We start from the raw sequence: 15,389 nt of genomic DNA, 5'->3' as shown, positions 1-15,389 counted from the left end.
CCTGATTGCACCAGAAATTTTCATGGCTTATCCTTCCATTGGAAAGGAGGCGCCATGTCCCGGATCCCCGTCCGACTGCCCGAGCCCGACCGCGACGCCGTGCTGGCCAAGGCCGTCACCCGCGCCGCCGACCAGCTCGGCCTGAGCAAGGCCACCCTCGGCCGCGTGCTTGGCCTGAGCCAGGCCACGGTCACCCGCCTCTACCAGGGCCAGTACCGGCTCGACCCCGGCAGCAAGCCGGGCGAGCTGGCCCTGCTGCTGCTGCGGCTGTTCCGTTCGCTCGATTCCATCGTCGGCAGCACCGAGGCCGCGCGCGCCTGGCTGGCCAGCGACAACGCCGGGCTCAACGGCGTCCCGCGCGAACTCATCCTCGAGACCCGCGGCCTGGTCCATGTCACCGATTACCTGGACGCCCACCGCGCTCGCGTCTGAGGCCCGCCCCTGGCACGGCCGCGCCTGGCGCGTGGTCGAGGACCAGCGCGTGGCCTCGACGATGAAGCTGGTGGACACCGCCGCCGAACAGGTAGTGCTCGAGGCCCTGCTCGACGCCGCCAAGCCGCCCCTGCCGGCGGCCGCGAAGCCGCTTCACTACCTGCTGTCCACGCCCTTCCGCTACCCGCCGCTGCCGGGTGGCTCGCGCTTCCGCGCCGGCGGCGAGCCGGGCGTGTTCTACGGCGCCGACGCGCTGCCCACGGCCTGCGCCGAACTCGGCTACTGGCGCTGGCGCTTCCTGCGCGACGCCAGCGCGATGTCGCGGCTGCCGCCGGTGGTGCACACCGCCTTCCAGGCCTCGCTGCGCGCGACCACCATCGACACGCGCGAACCGCCGCTGGCGCGCGACGCCGCGAAATGGATGAACCCCGGCGATTACCGCGACTGCCAGGCGCTGGCACGCGCGGCGCGCGCCGCGGACATCGGCGCCATCCGCTACGCCTCGGTGCGCCACCCGGACCACGGCGGCTGCGTGGCCCTGCTCTCGCCCGCCGGCTTCGTCGGCAGGAAACCCGTCGGCGAACCCAAGCGCCTGTGGCTGTCCGTGCAGCCCGCGCGGGTGACCTGGCAGGTGGACCAGTCTCTGCTGGAATTCAGCTACGGCTGAGCGACCCGTCAGTCTTCGCCGGCGTCAGGGACCGGCAGCAGCAGGGTGAATACGGTGTGGCCCGGGCGCGAGCGGTAGCCGAGCGAGCCGCGGTGTTCGCGCGCCACCTGCTGGGCCAGCGGCAGGCCGAGGCCGCTGCCTTCGGCGCGGCCGCTGACCAGCGGCAGGAAGATGCGCTCGGCCAGGTCGTCGGGCACGCCGCGGCCGTCGTCGGCGATCTCCACGCGCACCGCGAGGCGGTGCGCGGTGTCGCCGATCAGCACGTGGTGCTCGGCGCGCGTGCGCAGCCACACCTGCGAGGCGCCGGATTCGAGCGCGTTGCGCACCAGGTTCCACAGCGCCTGCGACAGGCGGTCGGCGTCGCCGGGGAATTCGGGCAGCGAAGGATCGAAGTCGCGCACCAGCTTCACCGACCAGCCGGCCTCCGTCTCGGCCAGCGCGCGCACGCGCTCGAGCACGGCGTGGATGTTGGTGGGCTCGAAATCGCGCGGCGGCGCCGGATTGAGCAGGCGATCGACCAGCGCGGCGAGGCGATCGACTTCGCTGCCGATCAGGTCGACCAGCTCGCGCGCGTCGTCGCTCTCGACGCGACGGCCGAGCAATTGCGCGGCGCCCTTCATGCCGGCGAGCGGGTTGCGGATCTCGTGCGCCAGGCCTTTCAGCGCGGCGGAGAGAGCGGCGGGCAGCGCGGTGGCGGGGTCCTCGCCCGGGAATTCATCGGCGGGATGCGCCTCGAGGCGGAGGCCGCCGTCCTCGGTACGCGCCAGCCAGACATCGGCGAAGCGCTCGGCGTTGCCGGGAAAAGCCAGGCGTGCGCGGCGCACCCGGAGCGGCTCGCCAGTGGGCAGCAGCCGCGGCAGCAGGCCGGCCACGCGGTCGCCCTCGGCGTCGAACTCGGGGAATGCCATGCCCACCAGACGCCGCGCGCTGACACCCAGCCAGCTCGCGAAGGCGGGATTGCAGCCCAGCACCCGACCCTCGGCGTCGAGCCAGGCCACGGGCGTGGCCAGGCTGTCGAGGGTGGGCGGCGCGGGCGGCGGGGCGTCGGGCATCGCCGCAGGATAGTGCAGACGTCGCGCCGGCCGCGAGAACGGGTCTCGACGGCGGCGCCCGGCGGTTGCGCGGCAGGCGGCCCGTGGCCACCCGCCGCGCGCGGGTTCAGGGGCAGACGCCCTGGAACACGCAGGCCACCCACTCCGGGTGGTCGATGAACGGGTTGCGGTTGCCCTGGTAGGTGTAGACCGCTTCGTTGCGCAGGATTTCCTTCTCGTCCACCGGATCCTCGGCGTGCCAGCGCAGCAGGTCGGCCAGGCGGCCCATGTAGGCGACGCTGAGGTTGCTGCTGGAGGCCTGGATCAGGCCGGGGTCGTCGGTGAGGATCAGGTTCGGCTCGGCCACGCCGGTGACGCCGTGGGTGCCGCCCTCGTAGCGCACGTCCATGTACAGCAGCGCGCGCGCGACGTCGCCCTTGCGGTCGCCCCAGGTCTGCCAGTACGTGGTGTCGTACCAGTTCGAGTTGCCCGGGAACACGCCGCTGCCGCCGCCCGCGCCGGCGTTGGCCACCGTCACCTTCTCGACGCAGTTGCTGAGGCAATCGGCATAGGGCTTGTTGCCGCGCGAGCTGTTGTAGCCCGAATCCGACAGGAACAGCATGTGCGTGTCGGTGTACGGGTAGTTGCCGCTGCCGTCGTTGGTGAAGCCGTAGCTCTTGGGCCAGGTGTGCTCGCGGTTGTACTCGGTGTTGCCGCCGGCCGACTTCGCGTAGCTGGCGTTGCGGTACACGTCGAGGATGCGGCCCGGGTTGGTCGGGTCTTCGTCGGCGTACTCCAGGACGTCCCAGGTGTCGGTGGCCGTGGAGGTGTACGGGAAGCGCTGGTGGTCGTCGATCAGCGCGTGCAGGCTGCTGCGCATGGCGGAGGCGCTAGTCGTGCTCACGCCCGAGTAATAGTCCAGGCCCGGCACCGCGGCCGTGGTGAAGACGAAGCTGTAGTTCGCGGCCATCGGCGTCGGCGTGCCGTCGCGGTCGGTGACGCGGCTGGCGACGACGTCGGCGATGCAGTCCGAGAGGCCCGGCAGGCTGGTCTGCGGGTCCACCGTGAACTGGGTCGGGCCGCCGCTGGTGGCGACCGCGACGCTGCCGCCGCTGTCGCAGGCCAGCAGCACCGCGCCGCTGGCCAGCGTCACCGGCTCGGAGAACGTGATCGACAGGTTGGCGTCCAGCGCGACCGAGCCGCTGCCGTCGGCCGGCGAGGTCGCGGTGACGGTCGGCGCCAGGTCCGGCACCGGGAAGGTCTGCGCGACGTTGCAGGTGCCGAAGCTGGAGGCCGCGGCCGCGCGCCAGGTGAAGTTCGCGTACTGGGTGCCGCTGCCGCCCAGCTGAAGCGAGTGGCCGACCGGCGTGGCCTCGGTTTCGGACACGCCGATGTTCGTGGACGTAATGTTGCGCGCCGGGCCGTTGGCCCCCTTGAAGCTGCCTTCGTAGCTCAGGAACTGCACCAGCGCGCCGGACGCGTTGGTGAGCGCGACGCCGTCGGGCGCACCGTTCTGCAGGCCGGCGCCGTCCACGCTGGCGAACCCGAACGCGCCGCAGGTAGCACCCAGCGTGCCCGACAGGCTGCGCGTGGCGTACACCGTTCGGTCGGCGCCGTTGTAGAAGTGAAGGGTCCAGCCGGCGAGCGAGGTGCCCGCGTCGCCGGCGACCTCGATGCGTTCACCGGTGTCGGTGCCGGCGTTGTCGTAGTGGATCTCGTTGATCCAGGCACCGGCCTGGGCGAGCGTCGGGCACAGCAAGAGCAGCGGCAGAAGCCGCAGGGTCCGGATAGTCACGTACGCTTTCTCCCCAGAAGTTGGTACGAAGTTTCCTACCCGGATATTACAGATTCCCTCTCGGCCGGCGTGGTGCAGCGCCGCATGCCGGCCGCGGGGTCGTCGTGACCGCGCGCGTGTGACAAGCGCGGCGCCGGCACTTAGGCTTGGCCGGCCGCCGTGTCCGCCGCTCGCCGGCCCCGGCAAGCCCCCCTTCGCCACGGAAGCCACCTGCATGTCCTCTTCGTCCACGCCCGCCGGGCGCAAGCCCGCCGCAACCGTAGGCGCCACGTCGCCACGCAATGCGCACACGCCCGTGTTCTTGCGCCGCGCCGCGCTGGTCGCCGCATGGCTTGCCGCCTCCGCCTTCCCGGCACTCGCTCTGGCGGAAGCCCCGGCGCGCACGGCCGGCACGAGCCTGGTGGCCGGCACCGGCGCCGCCACGCCCGCCGAGCGCGCCGAACTGGCCCGGCGCTTCGTGGCGACATGGGGCGGCTATGCCAGCGAGGTCCACGGCGTCGACTTGGACGGGTGGCAAGCCCACATGGCGGCGACGTTCGCGCAGGGCGATGCCGACAACCTGCGCGAAGCGATGCGCCGCGACACCTTCGAGGGCGCGCTGGCGGCGCTGGGTGGCGTAGGCCATCGCGTGGACGACGGACAAATCATCGATGCCCTCGCCGCCGCAGGCCCGGCCCCGGACATCGGCCAGGCCCTGGGCGCGCTGGGCGAGGACCTGGTTTACAACCCGATCCAGCCCTGCCGCATCGTCGATACCCGGGTGGCGGGGGGCGTGATCGGCGCCGCCCAGGTACGGAGCTTCGAGGTCGCGGGCGCCGCCAGTTACGCCAGCCAGGGCGGCGATGCCGGCAACTGCGGCCTGCAGGGCGAGGTGCCCAGCGCCGTCGTGCTCAACGTCACCGCCGCGAGGCCGGCCCAGGCGGGTTTCGCCACGGTGTTCCCGCACGGCACGGTGCAGCCACTTGCCGCGAGCGTGAACTACGCCGGCGGCGACATCGTCAACAACAGCATCATCAGCAAGGTGCCCAACCCGGCATCGTCCCTGGATGTGTCGATCTACACCTTCGCCGAATCCCACTACGTGGTCGACGTCGTCGGTTACTTCGCACCGCCGCGCACGACCTCGCTGTCGTGCGTGTCTGGCGGCGCGGGCACGATTTCGGTCGGCGCGGGCCAGACCGCCACGGTCTTCTCGCCGTCCTGCCCGGTGGGCTACACGGAGGTCAACCTGGACTGCGAAACCAGTGGCCCTTCCATGACGCTGGAATACTCCAGCTTGCGGCTCGGCGGCTCCTGCCGCGTACGCAACGGCGGCACCTCCGATTCGACGATCAGCGCCGTGCGCCGCTGCTGCCGGGTGCCGGGCCGCTGACGCCAGGCCGGCACCAAAAGAAACGGCCCGGGTTTCCCCGGGCCGTGGCCTTGCGACGCGAACTGCCGCGACTCAGATGCCGTAGTACATCTGGTACTCAAGCGGATGCGTGGCCGCGCGGAACTTGGTCACTTCCTGCATCTTCAGCGCGATGTAGCCGTCGATGAAGTCGTCGCTCATCACGCCGCCGGCCTTCAGGAAGTCGCGGTCCTTGTCCAGCGCGTCCAGCGCCTGGTCGAGGCTGTGGCAGACGGTCGGGATGTTCTTCTCTTCTTCCGGCGGCAGGTCGTAGAGGTCCTTGTTGCTCGGCGCGCCCGGGTCGATCTTGTTCTTGATGCCGTCCAGGCCGGCCATCATCAGCGCGGCGAAGATCAGGTAGCCGGAGTTCATCGGATCCGGGAAGCGGATCTCGATGCGGCGCGCCTTCGGGTTGGCCACGTACGGGATGCGGCAGGACGCCGAGCGGTTCGAGGCCGAGTAGGCCAGCATCACCGGCGCCTCGAAGCCCGGCACCAGGCGCTTGTAGCTGTTGGTGGTCGAGTTGGAGAAGGCGTTGATGGCGCGCGCGTGCTTGAACACGCCGCCGATGTACCACAGCGCGATCTGGCTCAGGCCGCCGTAGCCGTCGCCGGTGAACAGGTTCACGCCGCCCTTGGCCAGGCTCTGGTGCACGTGCATGCCGCTGCCGTTGTCACCCACCAGCGGCTTGGGCATGAAGGTGGCGGTCTTGCCGTTGCGGTGCGCGACGTTCTTGACGATGTACTTGAGCATCTGCAGCTCGTCGGACTTCTTCACCAGCGAGTTGAACTTGGTGCCGATCTCGCACTGGCCGGCGTTGGCCACTTCGTGGTGGTGCACTTCCACTTCCTGGCCGGCGGCCATCAGCAGCTTGCACATCTCGGCGCGGATGTCGTGCAGCTGGTCGGTCGGCGCGACCGGGAAGTAGCCGCCCTTGACGCCCGGGCGGTAGCCGCTGTTGCCGCCCTCGTACTTCTTCTTGCTGTTCCACGCGGCCTCTTCGGAATCCACCTCGAAGAAGGTGTGGCCCATGTCGTTGCCGAAGCGCACCGAGTCGAAGATGAAGAACTCGGGCTCCGGGCCGAAGAAGGCCTGCTCGGCGATACCGGAGGCCTTGAGGAAGGCCTCGGCGCGCTTGGCGATGCCGCGCGGGCAGCGCGAGTAGCCCTGCATCGTGGCCGGGTCGAGCACGTCGCAGGTCAGGATCAGGGTCGGGTCGGCGGTGAACGGGTCGATGACCGCGGTGTCCGGATCCGGCAGCAGCACCATGTCCGACTCGTTGATGCCGCGCCAGCCCGAGATCGACGAGCCGTCGAACATCTTGCCGTCCTCGAACAGGCCGGGCTCGACGATGGTGGCCGGGAAGGTGACGTGGTGCTGGACGCCGCGGGGGTCGGTGAAACGCAGGTCCACGAACTCGATCTCGTGGTCCTTGATCATCTTTTCGATATGGGCGAGCGACATGCGGGTGGCTCCGGGTGGGGTGGGATGGCTGGTGGGTTGCAAAGGGCGTGCCAAGCCGGGCATTACCCCAACTTATTGATTAATAAAACTTAGTCTGTTCTCCCCGGATGCGTTATCACCGTTTTGGTGCATTTTTGCCTGCCCTTCGTGACATTTTGGGGATTGCTTCAGGAGGTAGTGATTAGGAGTTAGGAGGTAGTAAGAGCCGCGCGTCCGGCGCCCCCACTACCTCCTAACTCCTACCCACTACCTCCTCGCCTTTCGCCCCATCTTCCTCCCCGCCACCCCCGCCACCCCCGCCACCCGCCGTATCATCCAACGCCCCACCCACCGGCCAATCGCCCTTGAACGACCTGCTGTCCGCCCTCCTGCTGGGCATCATCGAAGGCCTCACCGAGTTCCTGCCGATCTCCAGCACCGGCCACCTGCTGATCGCCCAGCACTGGCTGGGCGCGCGCTCGGACCTGTTCAACATCAGCATCCAGGCCGGTGCGATCCTGGCCATCACCCTGGTCTACCGGCAGCGCATCTGGCAGCTGGCGACCGGGTTGGGCGACGCCGCGACCCGCCTGTACGCGCTGAAAATCGCGGTCGCCTTCGCGGTCACCGCGGTCGTCGGCCTGCCGGTGCGCCTGCTCGGCTGGGAGCTCCCGGACACCGTGACGCCGATCGCGTGGGCCCTGGTGGTTGGCGGCGTGTGGATGCTGATCGCCGAGCGCATTTCGGAGGGCAAACCGCCGTCCGATGCGCTGACCTGGAAAGTGGTGGTGGCCGTGGGCCTGGCGCAGGTGTTGGCCGGCGTGTTCCCGGGCACCTCGCGCTCGGCGGCGGCGATCTTCATGGCGCTGCTGCTGGGCATGAACCGCAAGCCGGCGGCGGCCGAGTTCGTGTTCCTGGTCGGCATCCCCACCATGTTCGCGGCCAGCGGCTGGGCGCTGATGGAAACCGTGCTCGACGGCGGCACCGGCGACGAGGACTGGGCCAGCCTGGGCATCGCCTTCGCGGCCGCGACCCTCACCGGGTTCGCGGCCGTGCGCTGGCTGCTGGGCTACATCGCCACCCACAGCTTCCGGCCCTTCGCCTGGTACCGCATCGGCCTGGGCGTGGCCCTGCTGATGGGCCTGCCGGCCGGCAGTTAAGCGGCCGGGTAACCCAGGCGCGCCGCCACCGGCGCCAGCCGCTCGAACGCCTCCGCGAAGCCCTCGCGGTAATGGCGCCAATGGCCGGACGGTAGCCGCGCGCCGCGACCGTGCAGGCCGGGCAGCGGCTGCGGCAGGCCCAGGGCCTGTTCGATGGCCGCGGCCGCCTCGGCGGCATCGCCGTCCAGGCGGGCGAAGACCACGCGCTCCGGATGCGCATCGCGGTGGTCGGCCACCGCGTCGAGCGTGCGCGCCAGCCAGTCGGCGGCGGCCACCGGGTCGGGCGAGGGCAGGTAGTTCTGCAGGCTGCCGAACACGAACCAGTTGAGCAACGCATCGCGCGGATCGGTGAGCAGGCAGAGCACGCGGGCGCCGCGCAGCGCCGCCAGCGTGTAGGGATCGAGATGCGGCATCCAGTCGACCAACGTGGCCGGGTCCAGGCCCGCGGCGGTGACGGCCTGGGTCCAGGTTTCGGCGCTGCCGGCGCGCGGGTCGCCCGGCGGGAAGCGCACGAGGCCGAAGCCGTCGCCGGGCCCGACGACGCTGGCGCGCCCCAGGTCGAGGCGGTTGCCGAGCTGCTGCTTCGCCGCCATCAGCACGGCCTCGGCGCGCACGCCCACGGGCGCCCACGCGAGGGTGGCGGCGATGCCGCCCTCGGGCACGCTGTCGGCCGGCGCCACCGACGGCGGCGGCACCTGCGGCGACTGGCGCGAGACCCGCTGCAGCATGTTCTTCCAGCACAGGGCCGCTTCGGCATAGCGGCCCGCCTGGTCCAACGCCGCGCCGGCCCAGGCCAGGACCTGCCGCTGGCGCAGTACGTCGGCCTGCTGCACCAGCAGGCGGTCGGCGCGCACCAGGGCGAGGTCGAGGTCACGGGCCTGCTCGACCTCGAGCATGATCATGTTGCTGTGGAAGAGGTTGCCGTCGACGGCCAGCGCGCGCTCGGCCCAGGCCGCGGCCTGGGCGATGTCGCCGCGGCTGCGGTGGAAATCGGCCATCAGCTCCATGCACTCGGCACTGCCCGGGTCGGCGGCGTGCCACTGCTGCAGCACGTCCACCGGCGTCTCGCCCAGCGGGCCGCAAAGGTTCATGCGCAGCTGCCAGGTGTCGCGGTCGGCGGGCGCACCGGCCAGGGCTTTTTCGATGAGCGCCCGGGCGTCCGGGACGCGGCCATCGCCGGCCAGCAGCAGCGCCATGCGGCGCAGGGCGGCGATGTAGCGCGGCTGGCGCGCGAGCACGTGATCGAGGTCGGCGATCGCGCCGTCACGGTCACCCGACTGCAGGCGCAGGTCGGCGCGCAGCACGATGGCGTCGAGCTCGGCGGGGAAGCGTTCGACCAGTTCGTCCAGCGACTTCAGGGCGCCCTCGCGGTCGTCCTGGCGGCGCTGCGCCTCGACCAGGCCGCGCAGGGCGATGCGCGGGCGCGACGGATCGAGCCGCAGCGCGTTCGACAGCGCCTGTTCGGCGAAGGCCCAGGTCTGGCGCTGCAGGTAGGCCAGGCCGAGCGCGAGCTGGGCCGAGGCCATGTTCGGGCGCGCGGTGGCGGCGGCGGTGAAGCAGCGCAGGGCCAGGTCGCGATCGCCGCTGGCGTCGGCCACGTAGCCCTCGGCCATCGAGACCTGCGGATGTCCGGCGTCCACGCGCTGGGCCAGGCGCAGGCGGCGCCGGGCTTCCGGCAGGTCGCCGCGGGCCAGCGCCGCATGCACCTGCAGGATGTAGGCGCTGAGCGTGTTGGGGTTGAGCGACAGCGCCTCGCGCAGGCCATCGGTCGGCTTGCCCTCGGTCATGTCGAGCGCGGCGCGGGTGGCGTGGAAGGCGGCCTGTTCGGGATCTAGCCCGATCGCGCGATCGAGCGCCTCGCGGGCGGCGGCGGACTGGCCGGTGGCCATCGCGGCGATGCCGAGCAGGTGCCAGGCATCGGCGTTGGCGGGTTCGGCGGCGACGAGTTCGCGGGCCGTGGCGAGGGCCGCGGCGAAGTCGCCTTCGCGCATGGCGGCATTGATGCGATCGAGCATGGGGACGGGGTTTCTAGGCGGAAACCCCGATTGTAGCCCGCGCGGGCGCGGCGGCGGCCGCCAGCCGGTCCGCGACCCAGCGCTCGGCGTAGCCCCGCAGGTGGGCGCCCTCGAGGAAGCCGCAGTGGCCGCCGAAATCGGCGATTTCCAGCGACGAGTGCGACGGCAGCGCCAGGCGCGGGAACCCGTCCACCGGGATCACCGGGTCATCGGCCGCGGCCAGCACGCTGACCGGCACCTGCAGCCCGGCCAGGCGTTCGCCCGCCACCGCGTAGCCGTCGAAGTACTCCTCGACCCCGGCCATCGTCGTGTGCCGCTCCACCAGCCAGTGCGTCAGGCTGCGCATGTCCTTGGCCAGGATGCTGTCGTCGAAGTCGTGCTGCTGCGGGAACAGCGCGCGCTTGATCGTCAGCGAGCGCCGCCACTTCTTCATGAAGTACCAGTGGTAGAAGGGCTGGCCCGACTCCAGCGTGCGCATCACCGCCGACGGGTCGATGGCCGGGCACACCGCCGCGGCGTGCACCAGCGGGATGCCCGCGCCGGGCGCCGCCAGCGCCAGCCGCAGCGCGAAGTTGCCGCCCAGCGAGTAGCCCGCCGCCAGCATCGGCCGCGCCGGGAAGCGCCGCGACACTTCGGCCGCGGCCTGCACCACTTCGCCCAGGCGGCAGGAGTGGAACAGGCCTTCGTTGAGGTGGTGGGTGTCGCCGTGGTCGCGGAAGTTGAGCCGGAACACCTCGAAGCCGCGCGCCAGCAGCTGCGCCGCGGTGTGGCGCATGTAGCTCGACTCGCTGCTGCCTTCCCAGCCGTGCAGCAGCAGCACCAGGCCCTGCGCCGGCGCCTCGCGCGCCGGCAGCCGGGTGTGGAAGCCCTGCAGCCGCACGCCGTCCTCGACGGTGATGATGTGCTCGGTGGTCTCGGCGCCGAGCCGCCGCAGCTCGCGCAGGCCCGCCGCACGCCGCAGCGGCATCGAACTCAGCACCGACTGCACGTGCGGGTTGCGAAGCCAGCGCGGCGGCCGGTAGGCGCTGCCCATCTCAGCCCGCCATGGCCGAGATGATGCGCTCGCGGCAGGTCTCGGCCATGCGCCGGCGGCCGTCCTCGCTGGCCGCGACGGGCTCGAGGAAATGCACTTCAGCCACGCGGCCCGGCTCGCCGAGCAGGCGCAGGAAGTTCTGCAGGAAGTTCTCGCGCGGCCCGAACGCGACGATGGTCTGGGCGTCGCCGCGCGCGCCGTACTTCAGCGCCACCGGCTGCGCCGGCACGTTGGCCAGCACCGCCGGCTGGAAGATGCGGGCGTGGAAGGTGCCGATGGCGTCGCCGCCGGTGGTGCGCCCTTCCGGGAACACGCCGACCGCCAGCCCCTGCTCCAGGCGCTGCACCATCTGGTGCATCACGCCGTGCAGCGAGTCATTGCTGCCGCGGTGGTGGTAGATGGTGCCGCCGCGGCTGGCGACCCAGCCCACCAGCGGCCAGCGCGCGATCTCGGCCTTGGCCACGAAGCCCATCATGCGCTGGCTGTGCATCAGCTCGATGTCGATCCAGCTGACGTGGTTGGCGACGAACAGCGCCGCGCCCGGCAGCGGCGTGCCGTAGCGGCGCAGCCGGAAACCGAAGATGCGCATCAGCGTGCCCGACCACCAGCGGATGATGCGGTGGTCGAGGCGCTCGCCGCGCAGCTCGATCCGCGCCGAGACCGGGTTGATCATCAGCAGGGTCAGCGGCAGCCCGACCAGCAGGTGCAGGCTGAGCAGCGGCGCGCGCCAGAGGTAGCGCAGCGGGCGGCGCCAGTCCTGGGCGGGCTTGGCCGTTTCGGTGTGGGTGGACATGCGCGGCATTGTGCCGCACGCGGGCCGAGTAAACACCCGACGCCGCGGTACGCAGGCGGCGCGGCTCAGGCGCCGATCACCGCCGCGGTCATGCGCGAGATGCAGGTCAGGCGCCCCTGCGCGTCCTCGATGCGGATCTCCCAGACCTGGGTGGCGCGGCCGAGGTGGACCGGTCGCGCGGTGCCGGTGACCACGCCTTCGGTGACGGCGCGCAGGTGGTTGGCGTTGATCTCGATGCCGGCCGACTGCTGCTTCAGCGCCGGGTCCAGGCACAGGTAGCCGGCCAGGCTGGCCAGAGTTTCGGCCAGCAGCACCGAGGAGCCGCCGTGCAGCAGCCCGAACGGCTGCCGGGTGCGTTCATCCACCGGCATCGTGGCGCGCAGGAAATCCTCGCCCAGCTCGGTGATCTCGATGCCCAGGTGCCCGGGGGCGGTGCCCACGAGCATCCGGTTCAGTTCGGCCACGGCCGGCCGGTGGCGGAACGGGCCGGCCATGGCGGCGGGGCTCAGCGGACGCGCAGCAGGCCCGGGCGGAAGGCGCTGGTGTAGCCCTTGCGCGCGTAGCCGGAACTGTCGCCGTAGCCGCTGCCGCCAGCCTGGCGGTTGCGGCGACGGTGCATGCGGTCCACCAGCTCGTCGCGACGGGCCTCGAGCCAGTCGGCGCGGCCGACGGTGGCCGGATCCAGGCCGCGGCGCTCGGCCTCGCCCTGGCGGTATTCGCAGAACTCGTCGTAGGCCTCGATCTCGTGCTTGAGCTCCTTGACGCACATCTCGATGGCGATGGCGTCGTCGAAGTAACCCAGCACCGGCACGCTGTCCGGGATCACGTCGGACGGGTCGGCGAAGTAGACCAGGGCCGACAGCACGCGCTGGCGGTCTTCCTCGGGCAGGTGCCAGCCCTCGTCGCGCGACATCGCGATCAGCGCGTCGAGCCGGTCCAGGCGCTCGGCGATGAAGTCCGGGACCTCGACCTTGTTGGCTTCGACCAGCAGCTTGGACGCGGCGGCGATGATCTCGTCGGCGGTCTTGCTGCCGGCGGAGGCGCGGGCCTTGGCCAGGGCCTGGTTGAAGTGCTCGAGGTCGCGGTCGGAGAGTTCGAAGCTGATGGCGAGGGGCATGCGGGCGTGTCCGGCGGGGTTTTCAAGAGGAAGCAGCCTAGGCCGGGGCGAAGGCGCCGTCAATCGAACGCAGGCCGGCGCAACACCGGCCACGCGGCTCAGAGGATGGGCACCAGGCCGGCGCCGAAGGCCGTGAGGATGCGGGTGTAGACGGTCTTGAGCGGCAGGTCGACCTCGGGGAAGGCGCCGACGTCCTCGTAGCAGTCATAAAAGCCCGGCTGGCCCGGCGGGATCGGGTTGCAGCCCGGCACCAGCTCGAAGCTGGTGGCGTAGGGGAAGGGCCAGATGTCGAAGATCGGCAGTTTCTCGGAGATCTTGCCCAGGCTGTAGTTCAGGCCCGACAGCACCGGTGGCTTCTCCTGGGGCGCGATCAGCCAGGCGTTCTCCGGGGTCATGTCGCGCCGGATGCTGGCCAGCAGCGCACCCGCGAACTCCCTGTCATGGACCACCACCATCGACTCGGTGTTGAGGTTGTCCGAGCGCGGGTCGAAGTTGTGGCTGCCCACCACGCCGATCCGGCCGTCGACGACCAGCGACTTCGCGTGCAGGCCGACCCGGATGCCGGCGCGCTTGAGCGGCACCGGCCCACTGGCCGAGCCCGAGGAGCCCGAACCGAACATCGGCAGGTGCGCGGCCCGCTCCTCGCCCAGCACGCCGGTGGCGGCGACGTTGATCGGCGCGTCGGTCGGGTAGGGCTTGTACTCGAAGATTCGGAAGCCCAGCTCGCGCAGGTACAGGCGCTTGTACTTGTGGCTCATCGCGTACACGGGGAAGGCGTCGGTGGCGGCCAGCGAGTTGGTGGACACCCACACCGCCGGCTTCTCCGCGCGCTTCTGCAGGCCGCGGAAGACCTTGCGGGCCTCGCGCGAGAGCACGAGGTAGGGCGTCTGGATGACCAGTTCCTCCTGCGTGCTTTCCACCAGGTCGTGCATGGCCAGCGAAGCGTCCTCCTCGGCGCGCAGCTCGCCCTCGTGCTTCTCGGGCAGGTCGGCGAAGAAGTCCACCCGGCCGACCGCGAGCCGCAGCGGCTCCATCCGCGCCATCACCGCGGCGCCGTCGCCGGCCTCGTCGCGCATGGCGGTGACGCGCGGCGGCGGCGGCGGGCGCGCCGGGTCGAACAGCCAGCTCGGCGGCGGGCCGCCGTTGCGGTGCAGGCGCTCGGCCACGTCCTTGAGCTCCTCGGCCGGGCGCGAGCGCTCGTAGCCCCAGAACGCGTCGAAGTTCGCCGCCATCGCCTTCGCCACCGGCCCCATCACGAGGATGTCGCGGTCGCGGTAGTTGTAGCCCTCGGCCCAGTCGAAATAGCGGTCCTGGATGTTGCGGCCGCCGGTGATGCCGGCCACGCCGTCCACCAGCACCAGCTTGGTGTGCATGCGCTGGTTGAACTTCATGAAGCAGCACAGGATGCCGGCGGCGTACTGCAGCTTCTGGGTCTTGGCTTCGTCGAAGGTGGGGTTGTAGAGGCGCAGCTCGAAGTTGGCGTGGTGGCCGGCCAGGCTGGCCTGCAGGTTGGGGTCGGGCAGGCCGTAGAGCTGGTCGAGCAGCACGCGCACCTTCACGCCGCGGCGGGCGGCGGCCAGCAGCTCCTCGAGCACCAGAACGCCGCTGTCGTCCTTGTCGAAGATGAACATCTGCAGCTCGATGCTCTCGCGCGCGGCGCGGATCAGGTGCAGGCGGGCGAGCAGCGAGTCCTGGCCGCGGTCGAGCAGCACCACCTCGTGCCGCGGCGCCTCCGGCGTGGACGCGGCGACGGCGGCGTGGCCGAGCGCCAGCAGCGGCGAGTCGACGGCGCAGTCCACGCCCTCGCGGCAGCCGACCTCGGTGCTGCGGGCGGCCAGGGCCAGGTCGGCGGCGTCGCGGCGTTCGCGCACGGACAGGGTGGAGCAGCCTGCCAGGAACAGGACCAGCAGGGCGGTGAGAAGGCGATGTGCGGAGCTCATGGGGCGACAGGGTCGCGCAATCTCACCCGGAAGTCGAAGCCCACTTCGTCCTTCACCCACACGCGCTGGCTGGTCATGCCGAAGGCGCGGCGGCTGACCTCGCCCTTGACCACGATGTCGCAGTCCCGGCCGGGGCGGCTGCAGGCGGCCGGCAGCAGCGTGAAGGTCACGCCCCGGGAGGCGCCGCGCAGGTCGAGCCGGCCGCGCAGGGGCCCGCCGGTGGCCAGCAGCCCGCGCGCGAAGGGCGCCGAGCGGAAACGGATCTCGGGGTGGTTTTCCACGTCCAGGAAGTTGCGCGAGCGGGTACTGCGCAGCATCCAGCCCGGGCCGTCCAGCTCCAGGCCCTCGGTGTCCACCCGCACCTGCACGCGCCAGCGGCCGCGGTCGTCCTCGGTCAGTTCGCCCTCGATGCGGCGGAAGCGGCCGGTGGCCGGCCCCGTCACCCGCACGCTGACTTCGAAGGTGGCGCGGGAGGCCGTCGGGTCGAATTGCTCCCGGGCGGCACCGCTGGCGGCGGCCTTACCCACCGCGCAGGCCAGGCAAAGCGCGCCCAGCCAGGCCCACGTCATCCGC

The 15,389-nt window shown here is 71.3% G+C and carries 14 protein-coding genes; 4 read left to right on the top strand and 10 right to left on the bottom strand.

Annotated features, from left to right (window positions below; all coding sequences use genetic code 11):
* Positions 1-54 precede the first annotated feature (54 nt).
* The gene (locus tag VFV21_RS13025; RefSeq protein ID WP_329669850.1) at positions 55-432 is read left to right on the top strand and encodes an MbcA/ParS/Xre antitoxin family protein; all 378 of its coding nucleotides are present in this window, start codon (positions 55-57) and stop codon (positions 430-432) included.
* Positions 392-1,099, top strand: a complete 708-nt coding sequence (locus VFV21_RS13020; RefSeq protein ID WP_329669849.1) for an RES family NAD+ phosphorylase — start codon at positions 392-394, stop codon at positions 1,097-1,099. The genes VFV21_RS13025 and VFV21_RS13020 overlap by 41 nt, the downstream gene beginning before the upstream one ends.
* 8 nt (positions 1,100-1,107) lie before the next feature.
* Here the strand turns inward: VFV21_RS13020 and VFV21_RS13015 are convergent, their stop codons facing one another.
* Together VFV21_RS13015 and VFV21_RS13010 are read right to left on the bottom strand one after the other, a co-directional pair.
* Entirely contained in the window at positions 1,108-2,151 is a 1,044-nt protein-coding gene (locus VFV21_RS13015) for a two-component system sensor histidine kinase NtrB (protein ID WP_329669848.1), read from the bottom strand.
* A gap of 106 nt (positions 2,152-2,257) precedes the next feature.
* A complete protein-coding gene (locus VFV21_RS13010; RefSeq protein WP_414638589.1) occupies positions 2,258-3,910 on the bottom strand; it encodes an endonuclease in 1,653 nt (550 codons plus the stop codon).
* Positions 3,911-4,220: 310 nt separating this feature from the next.
* On the opposite strand from VFV21_RS13010, the gene VFV21_RS13005 reads away from it, so the two are divergent.
* Positions 4,221-5,297 carry a hypothetical protein gene (locus tag VFV21_RS13005; protein ID WP_329669846.1) on the top strand — a complete coding sequence of 359 codons (1,077 nt, stop codon included), beginning with the start codon at positions 4,221-4,223 and terminating at the stop codon, positions 5,295-5,297.
* Between the two features lie 72 nt (positions 5,298-5,369).
* On the opposite strand, the gene glnA is transcribed toward VFV21_RS13005, so the two are convergent.
* A complete protein-coding gene (gene glnA / locus VFV21_RS13000; protein WP_329669845.1) occupies positions 5,370-6,779 on the bottom strand; it encodes a type I glutamate--ammonia ligase in 1,410 nt (469 codons plus the stop codon).
* Between the two features lie 344 nt (positions 6,780-7,123).
* Between glnA and VFV21_RS12995 the strand changes: the two genes are divergently transcribed.
* On the top strand, positions 7,124-7,918 hold the full coding sequence (locus VFV21_RS12995; protein WP_329669844.1) for an undecaprenyl-diphosphate phosphatase: 795 nt from the start codon (positions 7,124-7,126) through the stop codon (positions 7,916-7,918).
* Here the strand turns inward: VFV21_RS12995 and VFV21_RS12990 are convergent.
* From VFV21_RS12990 to VFV21_RS12960, 7 genes are all read right to left on the bottom strand, one after another.
* Positions 7,915-9,933: a tetratricopeptide repeat protein gene (locus VFV21_RS12990; RefSeq protein WP_329669843.1), complete on the bottom strand. Its 2,019-nt coding sequence runs from the start codon at positions 9,931-9,933 to the stop codon at positions 7,915-7,917. The genes VFV21_RS12995 and VFV21_RS12990 overlap by 4 nt on opposite strands.
* 13 nt (positions 9,934-9,946) lie before the next feature.
* Positions 9,947-10,966 (bottom strand): YheT family hydrolase, encoded by a 1,020-nt coding sequence (locus VFV21_RS12985; RefSeq protein WP_329669842.1) that lies wholly within the window; start codon positions 10,964-10,966, stop codon positions 9,947-9,949.
* Between the two features lies 1 nt (position 10,967).
* Positions 10,968-11,759, bottom strand: coding sequence for a lysophospholipid acyltransferase family protein (locus tag VFV21_RS12980; RefSeq protein ID WP_329669841.1), 792 nt, complete (start codon positions 11,757-11,759; stop codon positions 10,968-10,970).
* A gap of 65 nt (positions 11,760-11,824) precedes the next feature.
* Entirely contained in the window at positions 11,825-12,253 is a 429-nt protein-coding gene (locus VFV21_RS12975; protein ID WP_329669840.1) for a hotdog fold thioesterase, read from the bottom strand.
* 11 nt (positions 12,254-12,264) lie between these two features.
* Positions 12,265-12,876: a YkvA family protein gene (locus VFV21_RS12970; RefSeq protein WP_329669839.1), complete on the bottom strand. Its 612-nt coding sequence runs from the start codon at positions 12,874-12,876 to the stop codon at positions 12,265-12,267.
* A gap of 98 nt (positions 12,877-12,974) precedes the next feature.
* Positions 12,975-14,816: a phospholipase D family protein gene (locus tag VFV21_RS12965; RefSeq protein ID WP_329669838.1), complete on the bottom strand. Its 1,842-nt coding sequence runs from the start codon at positions 14,814-14,816 to the stop codon at positions 12,975-12,977.
* On the bottom strand, positions 14,813-15,385 hold the full coding sequence (locus tag VFV21_RS12960; RefSeq protein WP_329669837.1) for a YceI family protein: 573 nt from the start codon (positions 15,383-15,385) through the stop codon (positions 14,813-14,815). The genes VFV21_RS12965 and VFV21_RS12960 overlap by 4 nt, the downstream gene beginning before the upstream one ends.
* Between the last annotated feature and the right edge of the window lie 4 nt (positions 15,386-15,389).

Source organism: Arenimonas sp., from assembly GCF_036275555.1.
Classification (GTDB): domain Bacteria; phylum Pseudomonadota; class Gammaproteobacteria; order Xanthomonadales; family Xanthomonadaceae; genus Arenimonas.
Note: the sequence above shows the minus strand (reverse complement) of the source record. Positions and strands in the feature narration are given on the sequence as shown.

Bases quoted from the DNA above. Each gene is read 5' to 3' on its own strand.
- VFV21_RS13025 (WP_329669850.1), top strand. From the start codon at position 55: ATGTCCCGGATCCCCGTCCGACTGCCCGAGCCCGACCGCGACGCCGTG.
- VFV21_RS13020 (WP_329669849.1), top strand. From the start codon at position 392: ATGTCACCGATTACCTGGACGCCCACCGCGCTCGCGTCTGAGGCCCGC.
- VFV21_RS13015 (WP_329669848.1), bottom strand. From the start codon at position 2,151: ATGCCCGACGCCCCGCCGCCCGCGCCGCCCACCCTCGACAGCCTGGCC.
- glnA (WP_329669845.1), bottom strand. From the start codon at position 6,779: ATGTCGCTCGCCCATATCGAAAAGATGATCAAGGACCACGAGATCGAG.
- VFV21_RS12990 (WP_329669843.1), bottom strand. From the start codon at position 9,933: ATGCTCGATCGCATCAATGCCGCCATGCGCGAAGGCGACTTCGCCGCG.
- VFV21_RS12985 (WP_329669842.1), bottom strand. From the start codon at position 10,966: ATGGGCAGCGCCTACCGGCCGCCGCGCTGGCTTCGCAACCCGCACGTG.
- VFV21_RS12980 (WP_329669841.1), bottom strand. From the start codon at position 11,759: ATGTCCACCCACACCGAAACGGCCAAGCCCGCCCAGGACTGGCGCCGC.
- VFV21_RS12975 (WP_329669840.1), bottom strand. From the start codon at position 12,253: ATGGCCGGCCCGTTCCGCCACCGGCCGGCCGTGGCCGAACTGAACCGG.
- VFV21_RS12970 (WP_329669839.1), bottom strand. From the start codon at position 12,876: ATGCCCCTCGCCATCAGCTTCGAACTCTCCGACCGCGACCTCGAGCAC.
- VFV21_RS12965 (WP_329669838.1), bottom strand. From the start codon at position 14,816: ATGAGCTCCGCACATCGCCTTCTCACCGCCCTGCTGGTCCTGTTCCTG.
- VFV21_RS12960 (WP_329669837.1), bottom strand. From the start codon at position 15,385: ATGACGTGGGCCTGGCTGGGCGCGCTTTGCCTGGCCTGCGCGGTGGGT.